This window comes from Pseudochrobactrum saccharolyticum (assembly GCF_008801715.1).
In the GTDB taxonomy this organism is placed as follows: Bacteria; Pseudomonadota; Alphaproteobacteria; order Rhizobiales; family Rhizobiaceae; genus Pseudochrobactrum; species Pseudochrobactrum saccharolyticum.
Window position 1 is genome coordinate 1,254,102 of sequence record NZ_VZPG01000001.1, and the last position, 21,583, is coordinate 1,275,684.

23 protein-coding genes are annotated in these 21,583 nt (G+C 52.3%); 13 read left to right on the forward strand and 10 right to left on the reverse strand.

The window, feature by feature from the left end:
* Positions 1-147: 147 nt before the first annotated feature.
* Genes F7P81_RS05560 through F7P81_RS05570 form a run of 3 tightly spaced genes read right to left on the reverse strand, consistent with a single transcriptional unit; the run spans position 148 to position 2,660 of the window.
* A complete protein-coding gene (locus F7P81_RS05560) occupies positions 148-1,119 on the reverse strand; it encodes a Gfo/Idh/MocA family protein (protein ID WP_151158808.1) in 972 nt (323 codons plus the stop codon).
* A gap of 15 nt (positions 1,120-1,134) precedes the next feature.
* Positions 1,135-1,761 (reverse strand): nucleotidyltransferase family protein, encoded by a 627-nt coding sequence (locus tag F7P81_RS05565; protein ID WP_151158809.1) that lies wholly within the window; start codon positions 1,759-1,761, stop codon positions 1,135-1,137.
* A 14-nt stretch (positions 1,762-1,775) separates the two neighbouring features.
* Positions 1,776-2,660, reverse strand: a complete 885-nt coding sequence (locus F7P81_RS05570) for a LysR family transcriptional regulator (RefSeq protein ID WP_151158810.1) — start codon at positions 2,658-2,660, stop codon at positions 1,776-1,778.
* 100 nt (positions 2,661-2,760) lie between these two features.
* On the opposite strand from F7P81_RS05570, the gene F7P81_RS05575 reads away from it, so the two are divergent.
* A complete protein-coding gene (locus F7P81_RS05575) occupies positions 2,761-3,741 on the forward strand; it encodes an aldo/keto reductase (RefSeq protein ID WP_151158811.1) in 981 nt (326 codons plus the stop codon).
* Between the two features lie 53 nt (positions 3,742-3,794).
* Here the strand turns inward: F7P81_RS05575 and F7P81_RS05580 are convergent, their stop codons facing one another.
* Positions 3,795-4,991 (reverse strand): MFS transporter, encoded by a 1,197-nt coding sequence (locus F7P81_RS05580; protein WP_246176036.1) that lies wholly within the window; start codon positions 4,989-4,991, stop codon positions 3,795-3,797.
* 136 nt (positions 4,992-5,127) lie between these two features.
* Here F7P81_RS05580 and F7P81_RS05585 point away from each other — a divergent pair, with 136 nt between their 5' ends.
* From F7P81_RS05585 to F7P81_RS05595, 3 genes are read left to right on the forward strand one after another with little or no spacing between them, the layout of a single operon-like run.
* A complete protein-coding gene (locus F7P81_RS05585) occupies positions 5,128-5,736 on the forward strand; it encodes a TetR/AcrR family transcriptional regulator (RefSeq protein ID WP_151158813.1) in 609 nt (202 codons plus the stop codon).
* A 20-nt stretch (positions 5,737-5,756) separates the two neighbouring features.
* A complete protein-coding gene (locus F7P81_RS05590) occupies positions 5,757-6,143 on the forward strand; it encodes a GFA family protein (protein WP_151158814.1) in 387 nt (128 codons plus the stop codon).
* Positions 6,144-6,150: 7 nt separating this feature from the next.
* The gene (locus tag F7P81_RS05595; protein ID WP_151158815.1) at positions 6,151-6,504 is read left to right on the forward strand and encodes a VOC family protein; all 354 of its coding nucleotides are present in this window, start codon (positions 6,151-6,153) and stop codon (positions 6,502-6,504) included.
* Positions 6,505-6,565: 61 nt separating this feature from the next.
* Here F7P81_RS05595 and pheT read toward each other — a convergent pair whose 3' ends face one another.
* From pheT to infC, 5 genes are all read right to left on the reverse strand, one after another.
* Entirely contained in the window at positions 6,566-8,983 is a 2,418-nt protein-coding gene (pheT, locus tag F7P81_RS05600; RefSeq protein WP_151158816.1) for a phenylalanine--tRNA ligase subunit beta, read from the reverse strand.
* 20 nt (positions 8,984-9,003) lie between these two features.
* Positions 9,004-10,113: a phenylalanine--tRNA ligase subunit alpha gene (gene pheS, locus F7P81_RS05605; protein ID WP_075653947.1), complete on the reverse strand. Its 1,110-nt coding sequence runs from the start codon at positions 10,111-10,113 to the stop codon at positions 9,004-9,006.
* A gap of 180 nt (positions 10,114-10,293) precedes the next feature.
* A complete protein-coding gene (rplT, locus tag F7P81_RS05610; protein WP_022709387.1) occupies positions 10,294-10,695 on the reverse strand; it encodes a 50S ribosomal protein L20 in 402 nt (133 codons plus the stop codon).
* 24 nt (positions 10,696-10,719) lie between these two features.
* The gene (gene rpmI, locus F7P81_RS05615) at positions 10,720-10,923 is read right to left on the reverse strand and encodes a 50S ribosomal protein L35 (protein ID WP_028233248.1); all 204 of its coding nucleotides are present in this window, start codon (positions 10,921-10,923) and stop codon (positions 10,720-10,722) included.
* Between the two features lie 309 nt (positions 10,924-11,232).
* Complete coding sequence (infC, locus tag F7P81_RS05620) at positions 11,233-11,772, reverse strand: translation initiation factor IF-3 (protein WP_075653946.1); 540 nt, start codon at positions 11,770-11,772, stop codon at positions 11,233-11,235.
* A gap of 367 nt (positions 11,773-12,139) precedes the next feature.
* Here infC and F7P81_RS05625 point away from each other — a divergent pair, with 367 nt between their 5' ends.
* The 9 genes from F7P81_RS05625 to F7P81_RS05665 all read left to right on the forward strand — a co-directional run bounded on the left by F7P81_RS05625 (position 12,140) and on the right by F7P81_RS05665 (position 21,087).
* Complete coding sequence (locus F7P81_RS05625) at positions 12,140-12,907, forward strand: alpha/beta hydrolase (RefSeq protein ID WP_151158817.1); 768 nt, start codon at positions 12,140-12,142, stop codon at positions 12,905-12,907.
* A 33-nt stretch (positions 12,908-12,940) separates the two neighbouring features.
* Positions 12,941-14,086: a benzoate/H(+) symporter BenE family transporter gene (locus F7P81_RS05630; protein WP_151158818.1), complete on the forward strand. Its 1,146-nt coding sequence runs from the start codon at positions 12,941-12,943 to the stop codon at positions 14,084-14,086.
* A 180-nt stretch (positions 14,087-14,266) separates the two neighbouring features.
* The gene (locus F7P81_RS05635) at positions 14,267-14,698 is read left to right on the forward strand and encodes a DUF2852 domain-containing protein (RefSeq protein WP_151158819.1); all 432 of its coding nucleotides are present in this window, start codon (positions 14,267-14,269) and stop codon (positions 14,696-14,698) included.
* Between the two features lie 90 nt (positions 14,699-14,788).
* Complete coding sequence (locus tag F7P81_RS05640) at positions 14,789-15,586, forward strand: M48 family metallopeptidase (protein WP_151158820.1); 798 nt, start codon at positions 14,789-14,791, stop codon at positions 15,584-15,586.
* A gap of 67 nt (positions 15,587-15,653) precedes the next feature.
* Positions 15,654-16,316: a phosphoribosylanthranilate isomerase gene (locus F7P81_RS05645; RefSeq protein WP_151158821.1), complete on the forward strand. Its 663-nt coding sequence runs from the start codon at positions 15,654-15,656 to the stop codon at positions 16,314-16,316.
* Between the two features lie 48 nt (positions 16,317-16,364).
* Positions 16,365-17,609 (forward strand): tryptophan synthase subunit beta, encoded by a 1,245-nt coding sequence (trpB, locus tag F7P81_RS05650; protein ID WP_022709381.1) that lies wholly within the window; start codon positions 16,365-16,367, stop codon positions 17,607-17,609.
* A 2-nt stretch (positions 17,610-17,611) separates the two neighbouring features.
* Complete coding sequence (gene trpA, locus F7P81_RS05655; protein WP_151158822.1) at positions 17,612-18,451, forward strand: tryptophan synthase subunit alpha; 840 nt, start codon at positions 17,612-17,614, stop codon at positions 18,449-18,451.
* Between the two features lie 130 nt (positions 18,452-18,581).
* A complete protein-coding gene (gene accD, locus F7P81_RS05660) occupies positions 18,582-19,487 on the forward strand; it encodes an acetyl-CoA carboxylase, carboxyltransferase subunit beta (RefSeq protein ID WP_151158823.1) in 906 nt (301 codons plus the stop codon).
* Between the two features lie 262 nt (positions 19,488-19,749).
* Positions 19,750-21,087 carry a bifunctional folylpolyglutamate synthase/dihydrofolate synthase gene (locus F7P81_RS05665; protein WP_151158824.1) on the forward strand — a complete coding sequence of 446 codons (1,338 nt, stop codon included), beginning with the start codon at positions 19,750-19,752 and terminating at the stop codon, positions 21,085-21,087.
* Positions 21,088-21,156: 69 nt separating this feature from the next.
* Here the strand turns inward: F7P81_RS05665 and trxA are convergent, their stop codons facing one another.
* On the reverse strand, positions 21,157-21,477 hold the full coding sequence (gene trxA / locus F7P81_RS05670) for a thioredoxin (protein WP_151158825.1): 321 nt from the start codon (positions 21,475-21,477) through the stop codon (positions 21,157-21,159).
* Between the last annotated feature and the right edge of the window lie 106 nt (positions 21,478-21,583).

The following is a 21,583-nucleotide window of genomic DNA, read 5'->3' on the forward strand; positions in this document are numbered from 1 at the left end:
CGACAAAAATCCCGCATTTTGATGCGTTTTTTATCTGTTTTGAGCGATTTTGACGGTTTTTTCAGAATTTAAAAAATTATTACAGCACGAAGCATGCCGCACATCTTATCCAAAAACCGGTTTCCGCTTTTTAGGATGCGCTTTATGTCACTGCTTTTCGGCTGCTGCATAAATCCTGTCAATAACATGTTGGTTGGCTTTTGAGTTTTCAAGACTGAAAAGCACTTCTTTCTCTCCGCGGGCAAAGCGCACAAAAGCATCTGCCTGCAGGCTATATTGGTTTATATTGGAAAAAGTCCATTCCTGTGAAGCAGTGTGTGAACTGTCATGCCATGTGACCCGTGCATGATCGTATTTTCCGGCGTTAAACGGTGCATGAACCGTAATCATCCCCTGATCACCATGGAAAACCATCTGCTGACGCCCAGATAGCTGCGTCGCCACATAAAAACTCAGATCAAAATCCGCAAAGCGCGCCAGCACAGTTGCATAACGGTCGGTGCCGAAATCCGGATCGCGTTCAATACGGGCAAAAATCTCCTGCGGTTCCTGCCCTGTCACCATACGCGTCGCCACAGTCGGATAGACCCCGATATCCGGCAAGGCACCGCCGCCAAGCGCAACCTGATTGCGCATATTCGCCGGATCATTATTAAAATATGTGAAGCAACCCTGTACCATGCGCAAACGGCCGATCTGGCCGGAGGAGATCAGTTCACGCACCTTTGCCCATTGCGGATGATAATAGACCATGAAAGCTTCTGAAATCACCACCTGATGGCGATCACGCGCAGCGATCAGACGGTCAATCTCCTCCGCCTTCAAAGCGATTGGCTTTTCACAGAGCACATGTTTGCCCGCCTCTGCCGCTTTCAACGACCATTCAATATGCTGCGATGTCGGCAGCGGAATATAAACGCCGTCAATCTGATCGCTTGCCAGTAATTCTTCATAGGAGCCGAAGCTCAAAGGTGCGTTGAACCGGTCGGCCACAGCACGGGCACGCGCCGCATCACGGCTGGCAATGCCCTGAACCACACCGGTTTCGGATGCCGCGATTGCAGGAAGTACCTGCGTGATACCAATATTGGCGGTCGATAAAATACCCCAGCGGAACATAAGGATACCTTTCCGTTATGAATTGAGTGCGGTCATTTCAGGCCACGGAACAACCGTCACTTCCGGCCAGTTCTTCTGTGCCCGCAGACCTTTGACATGATGTGTTTCACGATTATCAGCCACCGGATTGGGTGTCATCCGAAGCGAGAAAATATCATCCAGACCGAAAGGCGCATAGAGTTTCAAGCTGCCATCCTGTTCAAGCCTTATGCCGACCGCATGGGTTTTCGAAGCAAAGCGGTCAATGCTGTTTTCACTGGAGCGCAAAGGCGGACAAACCAGTCCGAAATGCTTTTCATACCACAAATGCACCCGCGCCTGATTGCGGATTTCCACCGGCAAGGGCACAGCGGAAAACACCCCGTCACCTGTCTTGATGATCCGGTCTTCTGCCTCGTAGGATATGTCGGAAGCATCATAATAAAACAGGTCAATATCTTTGATAGCATGGGTTTCCGGCCTGCCGGTCAGCACATTCCACACCAGATTATACAGCGCGCCGGATACAATATACCAGTCCGGCAGGTTCAGCTGCTGTGCGCGGCTCAGCACATCCTTCAGAAGCGGGCTGTTTCGGATAATATCCAGAAAAATATCTTGCTGCTCCTGTGCGGGCAGTCCGGAAAAACGCAAATGGGACATAGGATTTCCGACGGTTATAATTTGAAAAAATCAATAAAAGCACGAAGCGCCGGCCGCATGTTACGCCGGTTCGGATAATAAATATACATACCCGGAAATTGCTGTGTCCAGTCCGGCAAAACCTCTGTCAGCGCACCTTTCTGTATGTATTCTTCCACATAGGGTTCCAACAGCGAGACCAGCCCTGCACCATCCAGCGCCGCCTGCAACAACAGGTGATTATCATCCAGTATCAGCGGGCCGCTCAGCTTGACATCCAGCCGGTGCCCCTGTTTTTCAAACTCCCAGTGATAAAGACTGCCGGAAGAAAACCGCTTGAGAATACAGCGATGTGTCATCAGATCCTGCGGATGCAGCGGTGTGCCATGACGCTCAAGATAGGCCGGAGAACCGACCACCGGACTTCGCAAGGCTTGGCCGAGCGGTACAGCAATCATATCTTTCTCAAGACTTTCTCCCAAGCGGATACCGGAATCAAAACCGGCAGCGACAATATCCACAAACTGATCTTCAATGTGGATATCCAGCACCACATCTGGAAAGGCCTCACCGAATGCCTGAAATTTCGGTGCCAGAAACAGATGGGCGGCAGAGCGCGGCGTGCTGATCCGCACAGTTCCTGCAGGTCTGGCACGCATATCCTGCACGGCCAGCAATGCGGCATTGATACCACCCAGCGCCGGTGCAAGCTCCGCCAGCAAGCGCTGTCCTGCCTCTGTCAGATGCACGGAACGGGTGGTGCGTGAAAGCAGCGTAATGCCAAGATCAGCCTCAAGCTGGGCAACAGCCTGACTGACGGCTGAGGGTGCAATAGCCAGTTCTTTTGCCGCCGCACGAAAACTGCCATGATCGGCAACTGTGGCGAAAACCGCCAATTGGGAGAGCTGAGAGCGTTTCATTGATCTGTTTTACAGAACAGGGCGTAAAAATAAAACCGGATTATCGAACAATCAAAACAGACATATCTTTTCGTCACCGGATGAAATAAGGAAAATCACCATGAAGATGCGCAAACTCGGCTCTGAACTGACGGTCTCCGCACTTGGTCTTGGCTGCATGGGTATGAGCCATGCCTATGGCGGGCAGGATGAGGCAGAAGCTATCCGCACTCTGCATCATGCGGTGGACAGCGGCGTGACATTCTTTGACACGGCAGAAGTCTACGGCCCCTTTGAAAATGAAAAACTGGTTGGCAAGGCACTGAAACCGCATCGCGATAAAGTGACTATTGCCACGAAATTCGGCTTTAAAATTGAAGGCGGCACATCAAATGGTGTGAACAGCCATCCCGATCATATCCGCGCTGTGGCAGAAGCCTCCTTACAACGCCTTGGTATTGAGGTGATTGATCTGTTCTACCAGCACCGTGTTGATCCGGCTGTGCCGATTGAAGATGTGGTCGGTACATTGAAAGACCTGATTGCTGAAGGAAAAATCCGCACCATAGGCCTGTCTGAAGCGGGGCCAGAAACTCTGCGCCGCGCCTATGCCGTACATCCTATCGCGGCGCTGCAAAGCGAATATTCGCTCTGGGTACGCGATCCGGAAACCACAGTGCTACCGGTCTGCCGTGAGCTGGGCATCGGCTTTGTGCCTTACAGCCCGCTTGGTCGTGGCATGCTGGCAGGCAGTGTCCGCACACAGGCTGATCTGGCAGAGAATGATTTCCGCAAAACCCTGCCGCGTTTCCAGCCGGAAAATCTCGCTGCCAATAATGCACAGATTGATCTGATCGAACAAATTGCAGCCGATAAACAGATCACACCGGCACAGCTGGCGCTGGCATGGGTGCTCAATCAGGCAGAATTTATTGTGCCGATCCCCGGTACCCGCAAAATCAGCCGTCTCGATGAGAATATCAAAGCTGCAGAGATTGATCTCTCGACTGAGGAGCTAAAACAGATCGGCGCGATCATCACGCCCGATCATGTCTCCGGCAAACGCTACACGGATGCTTCGCTGGCCATGACGGGTCTTTAAACAAAATGACACTGTTTCAACGGATGAAACAGCGTCACTCAATCACACCCCCATCACAGACGGCGCAATGAACGGGGTGCCAGTGTCAGCAATGCTGCCAGCGCCATCCCAAAACCAACCCAGAGCGGGGCATGCAGGTCGAAGCCGTTTTCCAGCGCCAGACCACCTGCCCAGGGGCCAAAGCTCAGGCCGATATTAATCACCGACGCATGCATGGCATTAACCAGTGCACCGGGATGGGCAATACGCATGATACGGGCAACAAGCGGAGGATTAAGCGCAATCCCCGTCAGGCCGATCAGAACAACAGAAAGTAATGCCGCCGGTTTTGATTCTGCAAAACACGCAAAAATCAGCATTGCAACAACCATCACCGCGATACCGCCAATCAGAAGTGGCATCGTATAGCGATCTGCAAAACGACCGTTCAGAAAGTTACCTGCAATATTGGCAATTCCATAGAGGGCAAGCAGAAACGGCATGAGATGAACCGGAAACTGTGCCAGATCAGTCATAATCGGAGAGAAATAGCTATAAAAAGCAAAGGACGAGCCGATTGCCAATGCGCTGGTGGCATAAGCTGCCCAGAGAGCAGGGTTGCGCATATCCTGAAGCTCAGTCTGCAATGTTGCCGAGTGACCCGCAGGGCTTTTCTCAATTTTCAGCGCAACAGTCAAAGCGCAGAATAATATCACCAGCACAATCAGCCAGAAGCTGACGCGCCAGCCAAACAGGCTGTCTATCCATGTTGCCAGTGGCACGCCCAATGCTGTCGCCAGCATCAGCCCTGCAAACACCAGCGACACGGCACGCCCCCGCATATTGGCAGCAACCAGACGCGCAGTGATTGCCAGCATCAGGCCAAATCCTGCCGCAGCTGCAATACCGGTGAGCACACGGGCAATCATCATCACCTCAAAACTTGAGGTCGAGGCTGCAACGCTTTGAGCAATGGCATAGAAGATCAGGAGACCAAGCAAGCCGTTTTTATGTTCAACACGCAAAGCCAGAAACAGCAGCGTCACCACCGGCCCGCCAAAAACCATACCCAAAGCATAGAGGGAAATCAGATTGCCGATATCGGCAATGGACCGGCCAAAGGCCTGCTGCAGCGACGGCAACAGACCGGAAATCATCAGTTCGGATGTTGTTAAAGCAAAAACACCCAGCGATAAGCAATAAACAACCAGCGGAATTGCTGGTTTATGCGCTTCAGAACGCGTAATCGTGTTAACAGCAATATTAGTCATTCGCTCCGCAGGCAGCGCGGAATCGCAAATATCAGTCATCGTGAATCTCATTATGTAGTGATGATTACATAATTCATAGCAACTTGAATGCTGCGGTCAAGTGAATTATATAAGACATACTAAAGAAAGGTATGAAATGGCTTTACGCGGCAGACCGCGCAGCTTTGATCGCGAAGATGCGCTGGACAGAGTTATGAAAGTTTTCTGGGAAAAAGGCTATGAATGCGCCCAGATTAACGACTTTACTGCGGCTATTGGCATTACTCCGCCGAGTTTTTATGCCGCTTTTGGCTCCAAGGAGCAGGCCTTCCGTGAGGCGGTGGATCATTACACCGCAACAATCGGCGGAGCGCCTCTGGTTGCGCTGGATAAAGCGAAGACGATTCAGCAGGGCATCCGCGCCATGCTGGAAACTCATGCGGATAAAACCTATGCTTGTTCTGCAGGCGGCTGCATGGTCAGCGTCAGCAGCATCCAGTGCAAGCCGGAAAACAAACAGGTCAAAGAATTTCTCAAAACCATTCGTCAAACGGCTTTCGAGCGGATTTTCGCCCGCTGTGAACGCGCGCTGAAAGACGGCGACCTGCCGCAAGGCACAGACCTGACGCAGATGGCAGAATTCTACCATGCCATGTTGCAGAGCCTGTCCTATGAAGCCCGTGACGGCGGCAGCCGCGAGTCTGTGCAAAGCATTATTGAAATGGCTATGCGCGCCATGCCGGAGCGTGTAACAGTACCGGCCTGACAAACGGGACATCAGAAGAAATGATGAAAACCTATAGTGGCGGCTGTCTGTGTGGCTCCATCCGTTTTGAAGCGCAAAGTGATCCCTTAAAGCTCAAGCCCCATGGTTGCTGCTGCAAGAATTGCCAGCAACATACCGGTTCGCTCACAGCCGTGTGGGTGGAGTTTGCGGCTCAGGCAGTGCGCTGGACAGGGGAAGGCGGGGAACCTGCCACATATCGCTCCTCCCATTATTCCAAACGTGCCTTCTGCTCGTCCTGCGGCAGCTCTGTCGGAGCGATTGATGATGAACCGGTTGTGGCGCTGCTGCTCGGCTGTTTCGACGATAATAATCAACCGGAATTCGCACCGGAATATACGTCTTTTGAAGATATGAAGCCCGACTGGTGGCATCCTGAACGCCGATAGAACCACAATGACCAACCAGACAATCGCCTCCGTCCTCATCCATGTCAGTGATGTTGCTACAGCCTTGCAATGGTATCAGCGGGCTTTTCCGCAGGCTGTGGCAATGCGGCTGGAAGAATTTGATTTCGACTATCTCAAAATCGGTTCTGTTGATCTGGAAATTGTGCCTGCGGATGAAAAAGTGGCCTCAGGTACTGCCGGTTCTGTCGTCTATTGGCAGGTGGAGTATTTCGATAAGGCTGTCGCGCATATGTTGTCAGTCGGCGGAGTTCTTTATCGCGGCCTGATAAATATTCAGGACGGATTGCGCATGTGCCAGATCCGCGATCCGTGGGGCAATTGCATAGGCCTTCGTGGCTAAATACAAAATTATAAAAAACCCGCCGGAATGGCGGGTTTTTTGTTTTCCATATTGGCAAAAATCAGCCGCGTAATGTGCCGCCGGTCTGTTTGGTCACAGCTTCGACGATCCGCTTGGCTACGCCTTCCAGATCTTCATCGGTCAGAGTGCGGTCAAGCGGCTGCAACACCACTTCCACAGCCACAGACTTCTTGCCCTCACCCAGCGATGCGCCGGTGAAAATGTCAAACACCTGTGCACCGGCAATCAGCTTCTTCTCGGCGGAATTCACTGCACGGACAATCGCTGCTGCATCAACAGTGCTGTCGACAACAAAAGCAAAGTCACGCTTCACGCTCTGGAACTGCGACAGTGTCAGAGCAGGTTTGGTCGCACCGGATTTCTGCTTTGGCTCAGGGATCGCATCGATAAACACTTCAAAGCCGCACAGAGCGCCCGAAACATCGAGCAGTTCCAGTGCATCCGGATGGAACTCACCGAAAGTACCGAGCACCACTTTAGGACCGAGTTTCAGCGTGCCGGAACGACCCGGATGATACCATGACGGACCACCGGCTTCGATCTGAATACGGTCAACCGGCGCACCGCAGGCTTCCAGAACCGCCAGCGCATCCGCTTTCGCATCAAACACGCCAACATTTTGCGCATTGCCAGACCAGAAGCGGCCTGCACCTTCAACACCGGCTGTACCGCGACGGATACCGCCAGCCACACGACGCTGATCTTCCGGCTTGTCGCCTTCATAGGTACCCGACACTTCGAACAGCGCCAGATCAGCAAAACCGCGATCCGCATTACGCTGGGCTGCGGACAACAGACCCGGCAGCAGCGAAGGGCGCATATCCGACATATCGGATGCAATCGGATTTGCCAGTTTCAGTTCCGGTTTGCCACCACCGAAAGCTTTGGCCTGTGCTTCCGAAATGAAGGAATAGGTCACCGCTTCCATCATGCCGCGTGTTGTCAGAATACGTTTGGCAAGGCGGGTACGGATCTGCAGAGTGGTCAGGATTTTTGTGTTTACACTGCCCATATTCGGCAGCGGCTGCGGTTCAATCTGATTGATGCCGTGAATACGCATCACTTCTTCAACCAGATCAGCTTTGCCTTCCACATCGCCGCGCCATGACGGCACTTTGACCTGCAAAACAGCCTTGCCATCACCTTCAACCGCGAAGCCGAGGCGTGCCAGAATATCCGCAGATTCCTGATAGGATACTTCAATACCTGTCAGGCGTTTGACTTCCGATACCGGAAATTCAATCGCGCGCGGGCTGTATGGTGTGTAGCCGACAGTTTCTGTTTCGGTTGGCTCACCGCCGCAGAAATCCAGCACCAGTTTCGTTGCCAGTTCAACACCGGATTCCATCATTTCCGGATCAACGCCGCGTTCAAAACGATAGCGTGCATCGGTGATGATACCCAGCTCACGACCGGTACGCGCAATCATACGCGCATCCCAGAGCGCGGATTCAATCAGCACATCCGTGGTGTTTTCATCGCAACCGGAATGTTCACCGCCCATGATGCCGGCAATGGATTCCACGCCTTTTTCATCAGCAATCACATAATGATTTGCAGACAACTTATATTCGCGCTGATCGAGTGCCAGTACGGTTTCACCTTCTTTGGCAGCGCGAACAGTCAGGTTGCCCTGCACTTTGGCAGCATCAAACACATGCAGCGGGCGGCCATAATCGAAGGTCACATAATTGGTGATATCCACCAGTGCATTGATCGGGCGCAGACCGATTGCTGTGAGGCGCTGCTGCAACCATTTCGGGCTCGGGCCGTTTTTAACGCCCTTCACCAGACGCAGCGAGAAACCGTTACAGAACGGCTTGTCCACATCCTGATCGAGAATAACTTTAACCGGTGTAGCGCCTGCACCTTTGACCGGCGCAATCACATCACCTTTCAGCTTGCCGAGACCGGCTGCTGCCAGATCACGGGCAATGCCGTGCACACCGGTGCAATCCGCACGGTTTGGTGTGAGGCCGATTTCGATGACCGGATCATCAATGCCCATATAGGTCGCAAAGCTCATGCCTACCGGCGCATCTTCCGGCAGATCGATAATGCCGTTATGCTCATCAGACAGTTCCAGCTCGCGTTCGGAACACATCATGCCGAAGCTCTCAACACCGCGGATTTTGCCGACAGACAAAGTAACATCCAGGCCCGGCACATAATCGCCAGGCTTGCCAAGGACACCCACCAGACCAGCGCGGGCATTCGGTGCACCGCACACGACCTGTACCGGCTGACCCTCACCGGTATCAACGGTGAGGACGCGCAGCTTATCCGCATCCGGATGCTGAACAGCTGTCAGCACTTTGGCAATTTTAAATGTTTTGAAGGCCGCACGGTCATCAACCCCGTCCACTTCCAGACCGATATCTGTCAGCTTTTCGAGAATTTCTTCCAGCGTGGCGTCGGTTTCAAGGTGATCCTTGAGCCAGGAAAGCGTGAATTTCATCTGTTTATACCTTCCTGTATTTACGCGCTCAGACCGCCGAACAATGTCGGCAGATCAAGCGGGCGGAAACCATAGTGATTGAGCCAGCGCACATCCGCATCAAAGAAAGCGCGCAGATCAGGCATGCCGTATTTCAGCATCGCGATACGGTCGATCCCCATGCCCCATGCAAAGCCCTGATAGACATCCGGATCATAGCCCGCATTGCGCAGTACATTCGGATGCACCATGCCGCAGCCGAGAATTTCCAGCCAGTCATTGCCTTCGCCGAATTTCACATTGCCGCCGGAACGGTCGCACTGAATATCAACTTCCATCGATGGCTCAGTGAAAGGGAAGAAGCTCGGACGCAGACGCATCTTGACTGAAGGCACTTCAAAGAACGCCTTGCAGAACTCTTCCAGCACCCATTTGATATTGGCAACATTCGAGGATTTATCGACAACCAGACCTTCCACCTGATGGAACATCGGTGAGTGGGTGGCATCGGAATCCATACGATAGGTCTTGCCCGGAATAACGATACGGATCGGCTCATCGCGACCTTGGCTTTCACGCAGTTTCGCAAAGCGCTCCATCGTATGTACCTGTACCGGCGAAGTATGGGTGCGCAGCAGCTTGCGCTCACCATTTTCATCCGGCTGGAAGAAGAATGTATCGTGCATTTCACGCGCCGGATGACCTTCAGGGAAGTTCAGCGCCGTGAAATTGTAGTAATCGGTTTCAATGTCCGAACCTTCGGCAATAGAGAAACCCATATCGGCAAAAATTGCCGTAATCTCATCAATCACCTGAGAAATCGGGTGAATACGACCGCGCGATGCAGCGGAAGGGCGCACCGGCAAGGTCACATCGACCTTCTCGCGCTCCAGTTTCTCAGCAATTGCGATTTTACGCAGCTCGGCTTTACGTGACGTCAACGCATCCGTAACACGGTTTTTCAGACCATTAATGGCCGGTCCCTGTGTCTGGCGCTCTTCAGGGCTCATTGCGCCAAGCGATTTCAGCTTTTCAGAAACCGAACCTTTTTTGCCGAGAACGGCAACACGCACGGCCTCAATCGCCTGTTCATCACCGGCAGCGGCAATCTCTGCCAAAATGCCCTGTTCGAGTTGTTCAAGATCGCTCATTATTCAGATCCTTGATAATTGTGCCGTGCAACAACATCTGTTTTTCTCGCATACAGCAACAGGAAAACCGGTTTCCACATTTCGCGATATGCTTTGATATTTCAAACGAAAAACCCGCGCCAGTACCACCAGCGCGGGTTCTCCAAATACAATTTCAAAAGCTTTGGAAGAGCGGCTGGCTTAGTTGACAGCGGACTCAAAAGCGTTTGGAGTTGTGTCTTTCAGATATTCAAGCGCTTTCTTTGCGGATGCAACGAGCGCGCCGAATGCTGCTGGCTCATGAATAGCCAGATCCGACAGAACCTTACGGTCTACTTCGATGTTCGCTTTAGCAAGACCATCGATGAAACGGCCATAGGTCAGGCCATGCATGCGAACAGCAGCATTGATACGCTGAATCCACAGAGCGCGGAAAGTGCGCTTGCGGTTCTTACGATCGCGGTATGCATACTGTTTCGAACGATCGACAGCAGCTTTAGCAGTGCGGATCGTATTTTTACGACGACCGCGGAAACCTTCAGCCTGCTTCAGGACTTTTTTGTGCTTTGCGTGAGCTGTCACGCCGCGTTTAACACGTGCCATAGTATGATATCCTTAAACTAATGCTTACAGGCCGTTCGGCAGGTAATTCTTGACAACAACTTTGGCATCGGCCTCGGAGAGAACCATGGTGCCGCGTGCATCGCGAATGAACTTGTTTGAACGTTTGATCATACCGTGACGCTTGCCAGCTGCAGCAGCCATCACTTTACCAGTACCGGTGATTTTGAACCGTTTCTTGGCAGCAGATTTGGTCTTCATCTTGGGCATTTTGCTACTCCTTAATTTTAGTCCCTGTCGTATCTGCGATACTCCACGCATCTTGTTTTAATCCCCCTCGTGCGCTGCACTCCGGTTCTTATTTTCAAGACGCTTTGTCTGCATAAGACAAAGACTCGATTGTACTTTCAGGCCGACCAAAGCCCGAAAAGCATACAAAACCGCCACGGCATGCCCTGCCGGTCGGTTTGAACAGCGCTTCAATACGCACAAATACAGTAAAAAGCAACTCCAAAGAGTCTAAATAAAAAGCCGCCCGTAGGCGGCTATTTCATTTTACAAAACAGAAACTGTTATTGCTTATCCGCGCGGTGCGAGAACCATCATCATCTGACGGCCTTCAAGCTTTGGCTCTGCTTCAACCTTAGCGATTTCCGCAGTATCTTCCTTAACACGCTGCAACAGCTTCATGCCAAGTTCCTGATGCGCCATTTCACGGCCACGGAAACGCAAAGTAACTTTGACCTTATCTCCGTCTTCAAAGAAACGTCCTGCAGCCTTCAACTTCACTTCATAATCGTGATCGTCGATATTCGGACGCATTTTGAGTTCTTTGATCTCAACCGTCTTTTGCTTCTTACGCGCTTCGGCAGCTTTTTTCTGGTTTTGATATTTCAGCTTGCCAAGATCAACGATCTTACAGACCGGCGGCTCCGCATTAGGAACAATCTCAACAAGATCCAGACCCGCCTCTTCAGCGAGTGCAATGGCTTCCTGAATCGTCACTGTGCCATGGTTCTGGCCTTCGGCGTCAATAAGCTGAACCCGGGGTACCCGGATATCTCGGTTGGAGCGCGGTCCGTCTTTCTGGACCGGCGTCGCTCTGAACGGTCGGCGAATGGTCGTATTCTCCTCGAATTATTAAACATATACGGTGAATTCATGTCCGGATACGGGCTACGAATACCGCAGCTGCATCTTCAGCCTGTCTAAGGCACGCAGTGCAGCGCGAAAGTCAATAGCATCTTTTGAAATGCAAATCACCCCCCTCGGGGCAATATCAATGCAGTAAAATCACCCGAAAACCGGCTTAAAAGCTGCTTCTCATCACAGTTTCATTACTATGATGACAAATCGGCATCTGTGTGGCTGCTTTTAAAATGAGCATTGCCTCGCAGAATTTCAAGTTTATAGCTTGTGACAGCAATGTTTCGCCACCAAACAAAATTTATACGCCTAAACTTATAAGCATAGTCAGGAGCACCCCATGACCGATCAGGCCCCGCAGTTTCTTGATGTCAAAGGCACATCAATCGCCTTGCGTCACAGAAAAGGTGACAAAGCCCCCGGTCTTGTCTGGCTCGGCGGTTATTGCTCCGACATGCTCGGCGGCAAAGCCCAGCATCTCGATCAATGGGCGGAGGCGCATAATCATTCCATGCTGCGCTTTGACTATTCCGGCCATGGCGAATCCGGCGGTGAATTCAAAGACGGTACAATCTCGCTCTGGCTGGAACAGAGCCTTGCCACCTATCGCGCCTTCACAACCGGCCCGCAAATTCTGATCGGCTCCTCGATGGGGGGCTGGATTGCGCTGCGGATAGTGCAGGAACTCATCAAAGCCGGTGAGAAGCCTGCCGGTCTGATCCTGCTTGCCCCCGCTCCGGATTTTACTCAAGCCTTGGTAGAACCAGCGCTGACGGAAGATCAGAAAAACCAGCTTGAAACACAAGGCTATATGGAAGAGCCGTCAGAATATTCACCGCAGCCTTATATCTACACCAAAAACCTGCTCGAGGACGGACGTAGCAATCAGGTGCTCAACGGTATTATTGAAACCGGTTGCCCTGTCCATATTCTGCAAGGCATGGAAGACCCTGATGTGCCTTATGCCCATGCGCTGCGCCTCGTCGAACATCTGCCGGTTGATAATGTGACACTGACGCTGATCCGCGACGGCGATCACCGCCTCTCACGCCCACAGGATCTTGATTTGCTGACACGCACTGTGGAAGCCATGATCGCGCAAATATAACAATAAAAAGCCTGCAATAATCGGGAGGGGATCATGCGGTTTTCAGTGGTAGCATCGGCTGCAGTCGCGGCTTTTGTCGGGTTTGGCGGCACTTTAGCGCTGATTATTGCGGCAGCGACTGCACTTGGTGCAACGCAGGCCGAGACAGCAAGCTGGGTCACAGCCATATCACTCGCGCTCGCTGTCTCGTCCGGCTATCTCAGCTGGCGCTACCGTATCCCCATCATTACCGCATGGTCAACACCGGGGCTGGCGCTGATCGGCGCCAGTATCGGATTTACAATGCAGGAGGCTGTCGGGGCCTTCATCGTCACGGCCGTCGCGATCATCATCACCGGCCTGATCAAACCGGTGGCAAAATTTGTCGAGCGGATTCCCGCATCCATCGCCTCCGGCATGCTCGCCGGTGTTTTATCGAGCTTTGTCATCAATGCCGCCAAAACACTGTCGCTCGACCCGTTGCTGGTCTTGCCGCTAATCGGCTTGTTTCTGATTATCCGACTGTATAATCCGGCTATGGCTGTCATCAGTGTACTGATCGGCGGCGTGATTTTTGCGCTGCTGCTCGGTCGTGCCGATAATCTGCCGACACCGGAACTCTCCACTCTGACGATGATTGTGCCGGAATTCTCTCTGTCCGCCATGATCGGGCTGGCACTGCCGCTTTATCTGGTGACCATGGCATCCCAGAACCTGCCCGGTTTTGCCGTGCTGCGCGCTGCCGGATATGAACCGCCAACGGCCGCCTGCTTGCAGATAACCGGTCTTGTCTCGCTGATTTCTGCACCTTTTGGTGCCCATACCAGCAATATGGCAGCGATTTCAGCAGCAATCTGTACCGGTCATGATGCACATCCCGATCCGAAACAACGCTGGCTGACCGGACCGTTTTATGCACTGTGCTATCTGATTTTTGCGATTTTCGGCGCGTCACTGGTGGCGGTTTTTGCGGTGCTGCCGCCAGCATTAATTATGCTGATTGCCGGTCTGGGGCTGATCGGCCCGTTCATCAATGCCTTGTCGCTCGCTTTGAAAAACGAGCATGAGCGCTTTGCCGCAATTATCACTTTTGCCGTCACTGCTTCCGGCATTACAATCTTAGGCATCGGCTCGGCCTTCTGGGCGCTGATTGCCGGTCTGATCGTTGCCGGATCGGAATATCTTTCAAAATTCCGCTGAGAATTTAAAGCTTTGAAAAAGTTTAAAAATCAGTTCTGAAACACTGGTAAAACCGATCTGCCGACCCCGCGAAAACACCGATTCTGCGGGGTTTTTCTTGAATTCCGCCTCCGTACACACCACGTATTTTAGCGATTGGTGATTACTTCGGATCATCAAGCTGATTTACGGAGCCATTTCATGAACACATCCGCATTGATCCGCCCAGCCTGGACACCGGCAACAATTGCACTGATGGTCTTAGGCTTTATCTTTTTCTGGCCGCTTGGTCTTGCCATGCTGGCTTATATCATCTGGGGCGACCGTCTGCCCGGTGTAAAACGCGACATCAATCAGGCGACTGATGAATTTGTTGGTAAATGCCGCCGCAAAGGTCAGGATTTCTCCCGCTTCACCGGCGGCATGCAATCATCCGGCAACAGTGCCTTTGATGACTGGCGTGATGAAGAGTTGAAGCGCCTTGATGAAGAACGCCGCAAGCTTGATGAAGCCCGCTCTGAATTTGAAGCGCATATTCGTGAACTGCGCCGCGCCCGCGACCGTGAAGAATTCGAACGCTTCATGGCTGAACGCCGCAAAAACACATCAAAAGATGATGTGATTGAGCTGTAACCAGCGCGCATATTTACACACTATCTCAGAGGCGCATCGGCAGATGCGCCTTTCTTATAGTTCTAAGAGCGAATCACTTATAGTCTCGGCATGATCCTGTCTTTATTCCGCAAACCTCCGCTAAAAAAAGCAGCGAAAAAACAGCCTGCACCGAAAGCACTGCGTGCCGAGCGGACTTATCCTGTTGCGGGACGCAGTCTGCCGCTGAGTATTTGGGAAAATCCGCGCGCCAAAAGACTGACCCTGCGCATTGAAACCGGTGGCAAAGCTATCCGTGTTACCGTTCCGCCGCGCCTGCCGGAGCGTGAGCTTGATCTGTTCATTGCCCGTCATCACGGCTGGATTGAAGCACAAATTTCCAAAGTACCCGTCGCTGTGCCTTTTATGGACGGCAGTATCATTCACATTCGCGGCATTGCGCACCGGATTGTGCATGAACCGGCAAAGCGTGGCACCACAAGGCAGGATCGCGATGAAAACGGTCAAGCAATACTGATCGTGCATGGCGATGCCCAGCATATGGGACGACGCATTGCCGACTATCTCAAAAAACTGGCCAAGCTTGATATTAACGGGCTGGTGCTGGTGCATACGGGGCGCATCGGTAAACCGGCAACTTCTGTGCGCTTTAAAGACACAACCAGTCGCTGGGGCTCCTGCACCTCGAAGGGGGATCTGGCATTCTCATGGCGCATCATGATGGCACCGGCAGAGGTAATCAATTATCTGGTCGCTCATGAAGTTGCCCATCTGATCGAAATGAATCACGGGCCGGATTTCTGGGCGCTTTGCACCAGACTCTGCCCTGATACACCAACATCAAGGGCATGGCTCAAACGGCATGGCAGTACACTCCATGCGGTTTCCTTTGCCTCAGTGACGGATTAAGCTGTCCCTATGGCTTTTTACGCGCTAAACTCCGTACCTACTCAATAAACAGTCTGAAATTAAGCAAATGTCCTCCTCCGCTATTGAAGTTAAAATCTGCGGCCTGAAAACGCCGGAAGCCGTGGAAACCGTTCTGAAAAACGGTGCCAGCCATATCGGCTTCATCTTTTTCCCGAAAAGCCCGCGTCATCTCGAGCCTGCACAAGCAGCTAGGCTTGCCGCTGCTGCCCGTGGCAAAGCCAAAATCGTCGCTGTGACTGTGAATGCCGATGATGCGCAACTGGATGAAATTGTCGCTGCGCTGCAGCCGGATATTCTGCAATTGCACGGTAATGAAACACCGGAACGGGTGGCTCAGGTGAAGCAGCGCTACGGCCTGCCGGTAATGAAAGCCTTTTCCATCCGCGAAAACAGTGATTTTGATGTGGTTGCCCCCTATCAGGGCATTGCAGACCGTTTTCTGTTTGACGCAAAGGCACCAAAGGGTTCAGAACTGCCGGGCGGCAATGGTGTCTCTTTTGACTGGAACCTTCTGAAAGCACGGCAGGATCTGGGCAATTACATGCTTTCAGGCGGTCTGAACGCAGAAAATATTAATGTGGCTCTTGCCAAAACAGGCAGCTTTGCTATCGACATTTCATCAGGTGTTGAAAGCGAGCCGGGCAAAAAAGACGTGCATCTGATTGATGCGTTTTTTGCAGCCGTGCGTGAAGCAAGCAATACGAAATAAGACTGCCTTATAGGCATCCATTTGAATCAAAGATCGGAAGCATATCTCATGTCGAGCGAGCTCAATTCTTTCAAAACCGGGCCGAATGAAGACGGCATGTTTGGTATTTACGGCGGGCGTTTCGTTGCTGAAACCCTGATGCCGCTGATCCTTGATCTGCAGGCTGCCTATGATGCAGCCAAAGAAGACCCGGAATTCAAAGCCGAATTGCAGGCACTCTCCACCCATTATGCCGGTCGCCCTTCCAAACTCTATTATGCTGAAGGCCTGACCCGTTATGTGCGTGAACAGGCGCAAGCCAAGGGCGGCAAAGGCGGCGCGAAGATTTATTTCAAACGCGAAGACCTGAACCATACCGGCAGCCATAAAATCAATAACTGCCTCGGCCAGATTCTGCTTGCCAAGCGCATGGGCAAAACCCGCATCATCGCGGAAACCGGTGCCGGTCAGCACGGCGTGGCATCGGCCACTGTTGCTGCACGCTTTGGCCTGCCATGCGTGGTCTATATGGGCGCAACCGACGTTGAACGCCAGAAGCCGAATGTGTTCCGCATGAAACTGCTCGGTGCAAAGGTCAATGCCGTGACCGCCGGTAACGGCACGCTGAAAGACGCGATGAATGAAGCCCTGCGTGACTGGGTTACCAATGTAGAAGACACCTATTACCTGATCGGCACGGCGGCCGGCCCGCATCCGTATCCGGAAATGGTGCGTGATTTTCAGGCCGTGATCGGCACCGAAGCCCGTGAACAGATGCTGGAACGTGAAGGCCGTCTGCCGGATGCGATTATTGCGGCTGTCGGCGGCGGTTCCAATGCGATCGGCCTGTTCCATCCGTTCCTTGATGACACATCAGTTAAAATCTACGGTGTTGAAGCCGGTGGCCTTGGTCTGGATGGTGACAAGCATTGCGCTTCCATGACCGCAGGTAATCCGGGCGTGTTGCATGGCAACCGCACTTACTTGCTGCAGAATGAAGATGGCCAGATTCTTGAAGGCCACTCGGTTTCTGCCGGTCTCGACTATCCGGGTGTGGGTCCTGAACATTCATGGCTGAAAGATACCGGTCGCGTGAATTACGTGCCAATTATGGATGATGAAGCGCTCGAAGCTTTCCAGATCACCACCCGCACGGAAGGCATTATTCCGGCACTGGAATCTTCCCATGCGATTGCACAGGCTCTGAAACTGGCACCGGAAATGGATCAGGATCAGATCATGATCGTCAATCTCTCCGGTCGCGGCGATAAAGACGTGCACACTGTCGGCGAAATTCTCGGAATGGAAATGTAATCATGACAAAACGTATGGATGAGAAATTCGCGGCACTCCGCGCTGAGGGTCGCCCTGCGCTGGTCACTTATTTCATGGGCGGCGATCCTGATTACGCAACATCGGTTGAAATCATGAAAGCCCTGCCAAAGGCCGGTGCCGATGTGATTGAAATCGGCATGGCGTTTTCCGATCCGATGGCTGATGGCCCTGCCATTCAGGCCGCAGCCCTGCGCGCACTGCATGCAGGCCAGACTTTGCCGAAAGCCCTGCAGATGGTGCGTGACTTTCGCGTGAGCGATGACACAACACCGATCGTGCTGATGGGTTATTACAACCCGATCTATATTTACGGTGTTGAGCGCTTCATCAAAGATGCGCTGGAAGCCGGTATTGACGGCCTGATCGTTGTCGATCTGCCACCGGAAATGGATAATGAACTGTGCATTCCGGCCATTAAAGCCGGCATCAATTTCATTCGTCTGGCTACCCCGACAACAGATGAAAAGCGTCTGCCGAAAGTGCTCGAAAACACGTCCGGTTTTGTCTATTACGTGTCGATGAACGGTATTACCGGCTCGGCGCTGGCAGATACAGCACAGGTTAGTGAAGCCGTTGCACGGATCAAGAGCCATACAGACTTGCCGGTTTGCGTTGGCTTTGGTGTCCGTTCAGGCGAGCAGGCAAAAGCAATCGGTGCATCGGCTGACGGCGTGGTTGTCGGCTCCGCGATCGTGGCTGCTATTGCCGGTACATTGGATGCCAATGACAAGGTTCAGGGTGATCCTGTTGCTGCCGCAACGGCTGTTGTCAGCGAGCTTGCATCCGGTGTTCGCAGCGCCCGCCTTGCTCCTGCCCAATAAGCAGCGTAAAATAGATAATTAAGCTTGCCGGAGTAATCCGGCATTCTTTGTGTTCTGAATTTTGCGCTTTAAGCGCAATTTGGTATAAGAGCACAAAGACTTCAGGAATTAAGAACAACGGAAAGCCCATATGAACTGGATTACGAATTATGTCCGTCCGAAGCTCAACTCCATGCTGGGGCGTCGGGATATGCCGGAGAATCTCTGGATCAAGGACCCGTCAACCGGTGAAATGGTGTTTCACAAAGATCTGGAAAGCAATCAGTGGGTGATCCCTGCTTCCGGCCATCATATGCGCATTCCGGCTAAAGACCGCCTGCGCTTCTTCTTTGATGAAGGCAAATATGAAGTTCTGGAAAACCCTAAAGTTGCAACAGATCCGCTGAAATTCCGCGATGAAAAGAAATATGTTGATCGTCTGAAGGACTATCGTAACCGCACGCAGCAGGATGATTGCATCATCAATGCGCTGGGTACTATTGAAGATCTGCCGATTGTTGCCACCGTTCAGGACTTCGCTTTCATGGGCGGCTCCCTCGGTATGGCTGCAGGTGACGCAATCATCAAAGCGGCAGAAACAGCCATTGCGAAGAAACGCCCGCTGGTACTGTTCACCGCTTCCGGCGGTGCCCGCATGCAGGAAGGCATCCTTTCACTGATGCAGATGCCGCGCACAACTGTTGCCGTGGAAATGCTCAAAGAAGCAGGCTTGCCTTATATCGTGGTACTGACCAACCCGACATTTGGTGGCGTAACCGCTTCTTATGCCATGCTCGGCGATGTTCATATTGCTGAACCGGGCACAATGATCGGTTTTGCCGGTGCACGCGTGATTGAACAGACGATCCGTGAAAAGCTGCCGGAAGGCTTCCAGAGCGCGGAATATTTGCTGGATCACGGCATGATCGATATGGTGGTTTCCCGTCTCGAGATGAAAGAAACCGTTGCCCGTATCCTGAAAATCATGATGAAGCAGCCTGCAGCCGAAGTAAAACCTGCTATTGCTGAAGATGCTGCACGCGCAGCTTCTGCCTGACGGATTTATCCTGACCGGCAGAGTTTTTTGCCGGTAAGATGACTTTTCGCGCCGCTAAACCAGCGGCGCGTTTTCTTTTATAAGTACCCTGTTGCAAAACAGACTGCAAACTGGTCAGTTCATCTGCGATTATCAGAGCGTATCCCGAAAAGTGTGAAGCGCCTTCGCAGGGAAATCAGTTCACTGGACTGATTTCTTTTCCTGCTTCGATTGGGATAAGATACGCGTAAAAGCAAAAAGATAGAGCATTCCCGGATCTGCCATGACACAAAATCTCACCGCCGCACATCGTATTGAACGCCTTCTGGAAAAACACCCGAAGGGTTTTGATCTGTCACTTGAGCGCATCAGCCGCCTGCTGGAAGCGCTGGGCAATCCGCAGGATAAACTGCCGCCGATCATCCATATTGCCGGCACCAACGGCAAAGGCTCGGCCACCGCTTTCGCCCGCGCTTTACTGGAAGCGGAAGGACTGGCAGTGCATGTGCATACGTCCCCGCATTTGGTGAACTGGCATGAGCGCTATCGTCTGGGGCGCAAAGGTGAAACCGGCCAGCTGGTTGATGATGCAACGCTGTCGGATGCCGTTGCGCGAGTAACAGAGGCGAATGGTGAGCATATGATCACCGTTTTCGAAATTCTGACTGCCGTGACCTTTGTTCTTTTCGCTGAACATCCGGCGGATGCAGTTATTCTGGAGGTTGGTCTTGGCGGGCGTTTTGATGCCACCAATGTCATCACCAAACCGGCCGTATCGCTGATTATGCCGGTATCGCTCGATCACCAGTCCTATCTCGGCGATAAAGTCGAAATCATTGCCGCTGAAAAAGCCGGTATTATCAAGCGCGGTTGTCCGGTGGTGATCGGCTTCCAGAGCAGCGATGATGCCCGTCAGGTGATGATTGATATTGCTGACCGTTTGCGCTGTCCGCTGAGCGTTTTCGGGCAGGATTTCCTCGCCTATCAGGAACATGGCCGCATGGTCTATCAGGATGAGAGCGGATTGATTGATTTGCCGCTGCCTCGTCTCCCAGGCCGTCACCAGATTGCCAATGCAGCGGCAGCGATCAAAGCCGTGCGCGAAGCCGGTTTCGCGTTAAGTGATCAGGCAGTTGAAAAAGCCATGACATCTGTGACATGGCCAGCGCGCATGCAACGCCTGACACAGGGCGATCTGATGCGTTTTGCCCCTGAAAAGGCTGAAGTCTGGCTTGATGGCGGGCATAATCCGGGTGCAGGCGTGGTGATTGCCGAGGCTCTGGCCGAACTTGAAGAACGCGATCCGCGTCCGCTCTATCTGATTACCGGCATGATCAACACCAAAGATCCGGTCGGCTATTTTGAAGCTTTCACCGGCATGGCAAGACAGGTCTATACGGTAGCAATCAGTTCCAGCGATTCCGGTATTGACCATGAAACACTGGCCGATGCAGCGCGCAGAGCCGGTCTGGAAGCTCTGCCGGTTGCAAGTGTTGCTGATGGGCTCAAAGCCATCAAAGAACAAGTCAAAGATGAGGTGATTGCACCGCGCATTCTGATCGGCGGCTCGCTATATCTGGCAGGCGATGTGCTGGCAGCAAATAACACACCGCCGCAATAAATGATGATCTTTATAAAAAAGCCCCGCATGAACGCTCATGCGGGGCTTTTTTGATAATGCTTTATCTGATTAAGCCGAAGCTTTGATCCAGTCGGCCAGACGGCTCTTTGGTGCAGCACCAACCATATTGGCAGCGATTTCACCATTTTTGAACATTAGCAATGTCGGGATGGAACGTACGCCATATTGCGCAGCCAGTTCCGGATTTTCATCGATATTGACTTTAGCGATCTTCACCTGTCCGGACATTTCTGCTGAAATTTCTTCCAGAGCCGGTGCAATCATTTTGCAAGGTCCGCACCATTCAGCCCAGAAATCCACCACAACCGGCTCAGAAGCTTTCAGCACATCGGATTCGAAATTGCTATTGTCAATTTTAACGGTCGCCATAGGCTTTCCTCTTTCGCTGTTACAGGCCAAAACCTGCTATGAAATTCATTATTAGCTGATATGTGGTGTCATTGTGATGAAAGGTCAATATAGTTTTCGAAGCGAC

What these genes read in the sequence shown, in the direction of transcription:
- F7P81_RS05560 (WP_151158808.1), bottom strand. Translation starts at nt 1,119, where the DNA reads ATGTTCCGCTGGGGTATTTTATCGACCGCCAATATTGGTATCACGCAG.
- F7P81_RS05565 (WP_151158809.1), bottom strand. Translation starts at nt 1,761, where the DNA reads ATGTCCCATTTGCGTTTTTCCGGACTGCCCGCACAGGAGCAGCAAGAT.
- F7P81_RS05570 (WP_151158810.1), bottom strand. Translation starts at nt 2,660, where the DNA reads ATGAAACGCTCTCAGCTCTCCCAATTGGCGGTTTTCGCCACAGTTGCC.
- F7P81_RS05575 (WP_151158811.1), top strand. Translation starts at nt 2,761, where the DNA reads ATGAAGATGCGCAAACTCGGCTCTGAACTGACGGTCTCCGCACTTGGT.
- F7P81_RS05580 (WP_246176036.1), bottom strand. Translation starts at nt 4,991, where the DNA reads ATGACTAATATTGCTGTTAACACGATTACGCGTTCTGAAGCGCATAAA.
- F7P81_RS05585 (WP_151158813.1), top strand. Translation starts at nt 5,128, where the DNA reads ATGGCTTTACGCGGCAGACCGCGCAGCTTTGATCGCGAAGATGCGCTG.
- F7P81_RS05590 (WP_151158814.1), top strand. Translation starts at nt 5,757, where the DNA reads ATGATGAAAACCTATAGTGGCGGCTGTCTGTGTGGCTCCATCCGTTTT.
- F7P81_RS05595 (WP_151158815.1), top strand. Translation starts at nt 6,151, where the DNA reads ATGACCAACCAGACAATCGCCTCCGTCCTCATCCATGTCAGTGATGTT.
- pheT (WP_151158816.1), bottom strand. Translation starts at nt 8,983, where the DNA reads ATGAAATTCACGCTTTCCTGGCTCAAGGATCACCTTGAAACCGACGCC.
- pheS (WP_075653947.1), bottom strand. Translation starts at nt 10,113, where the DNA reads ATGAGCGATCTTGAACAACTCGAACAGGGCATTTTGGCAGAGATTGCC.
- rplT (WP_022709387.1), bottom strand. Translation starts at nt 10,695, where the DNA reads ATGGCACGTGTTAAACGCGGCGTGACAGCTCACGCAAAGCACAAAAAA.
- rpmI (WP_028233248.1), bottom strand. Translation starts at nt 10,923, where the DNA reads ATGCCCAAGATGAAGACCAAATCTGCTGCCAAGAAACGGTTCAAAATC.
- F7P81_RS05625 (WP_151158817.1), top strand. Translation starts at nt 12,140, where the DNA reads ATGACCGATCAGGCCCCGCAGTTTCTTGATGTCAAAGGCACATCAATC.
- F7P81_RS05630 (WP_151158818.1), top strand. Translation starts at nt 12,941, where the DNA reads ATGCGGTTTTCAGTGGTAGCATCGGCTGCAGTCGCGGCTTTTGTCGGG.
- F7P81_RS05635 (WP_151158819.1), top strand. Translation starts at nt 14,267, where the DNA reads ATGAACACATCCGCATTGATCCGCCCAGCCTGGACACCGGCAACAATT.
- F7P81_RS05640 (WP_151158820.1), top strand. Translation starts at nt 14,789, where the DNA reads ATGATCCTGTCTTTATTCCGCAAACCTCCGCTAAAAAAAGCAGCGAAA.
- F7P81_RS05645 (WP_151158821.1), top strand. Translation starts at nt 15,654, where the DNA reads ATGTCCTCCTCCGCTATTGAAGTTAAAATCTGCGGCCTGAAAACGCCG.
- trpB (WP_022709381.1), top strand. Translation starts at nt 16,365, where the DNA reads ATGTCGAGCGAGCTCAATTCTTTCAAAACCGGGCCGAATGAAGACGGC.
- trpA (WP_151158822.1), top strand. Translation starts at nt 17,612, where the DNA reads ATGACAAAACGTATGGATGAGAAATTCGCGGCACTCCGCGCTGAGGGT.
- accD (WP_151158823.1), top strand. Translation starts at nt 18,582, where the DNA reads ATGAACTGGATTACGAATTATGTCCGTCCGAAGCTCAACTCCATGCTG.
- F7P81_RS05665 (WP_151158824.1), top strand. Translation starts at nt 19,750, where the DNA reads ATGACACAAAATCTCACCGCCGCACATCGTATTGAACGCCTTCTGGAA.
- trxA (WP_151158825.1), bottom strand. Translation starts at nt 21,477, where the DNA reads ATGGCGACCGTTAAAATTGACAATAGCAATTTCGAATCCGATGTGCTG.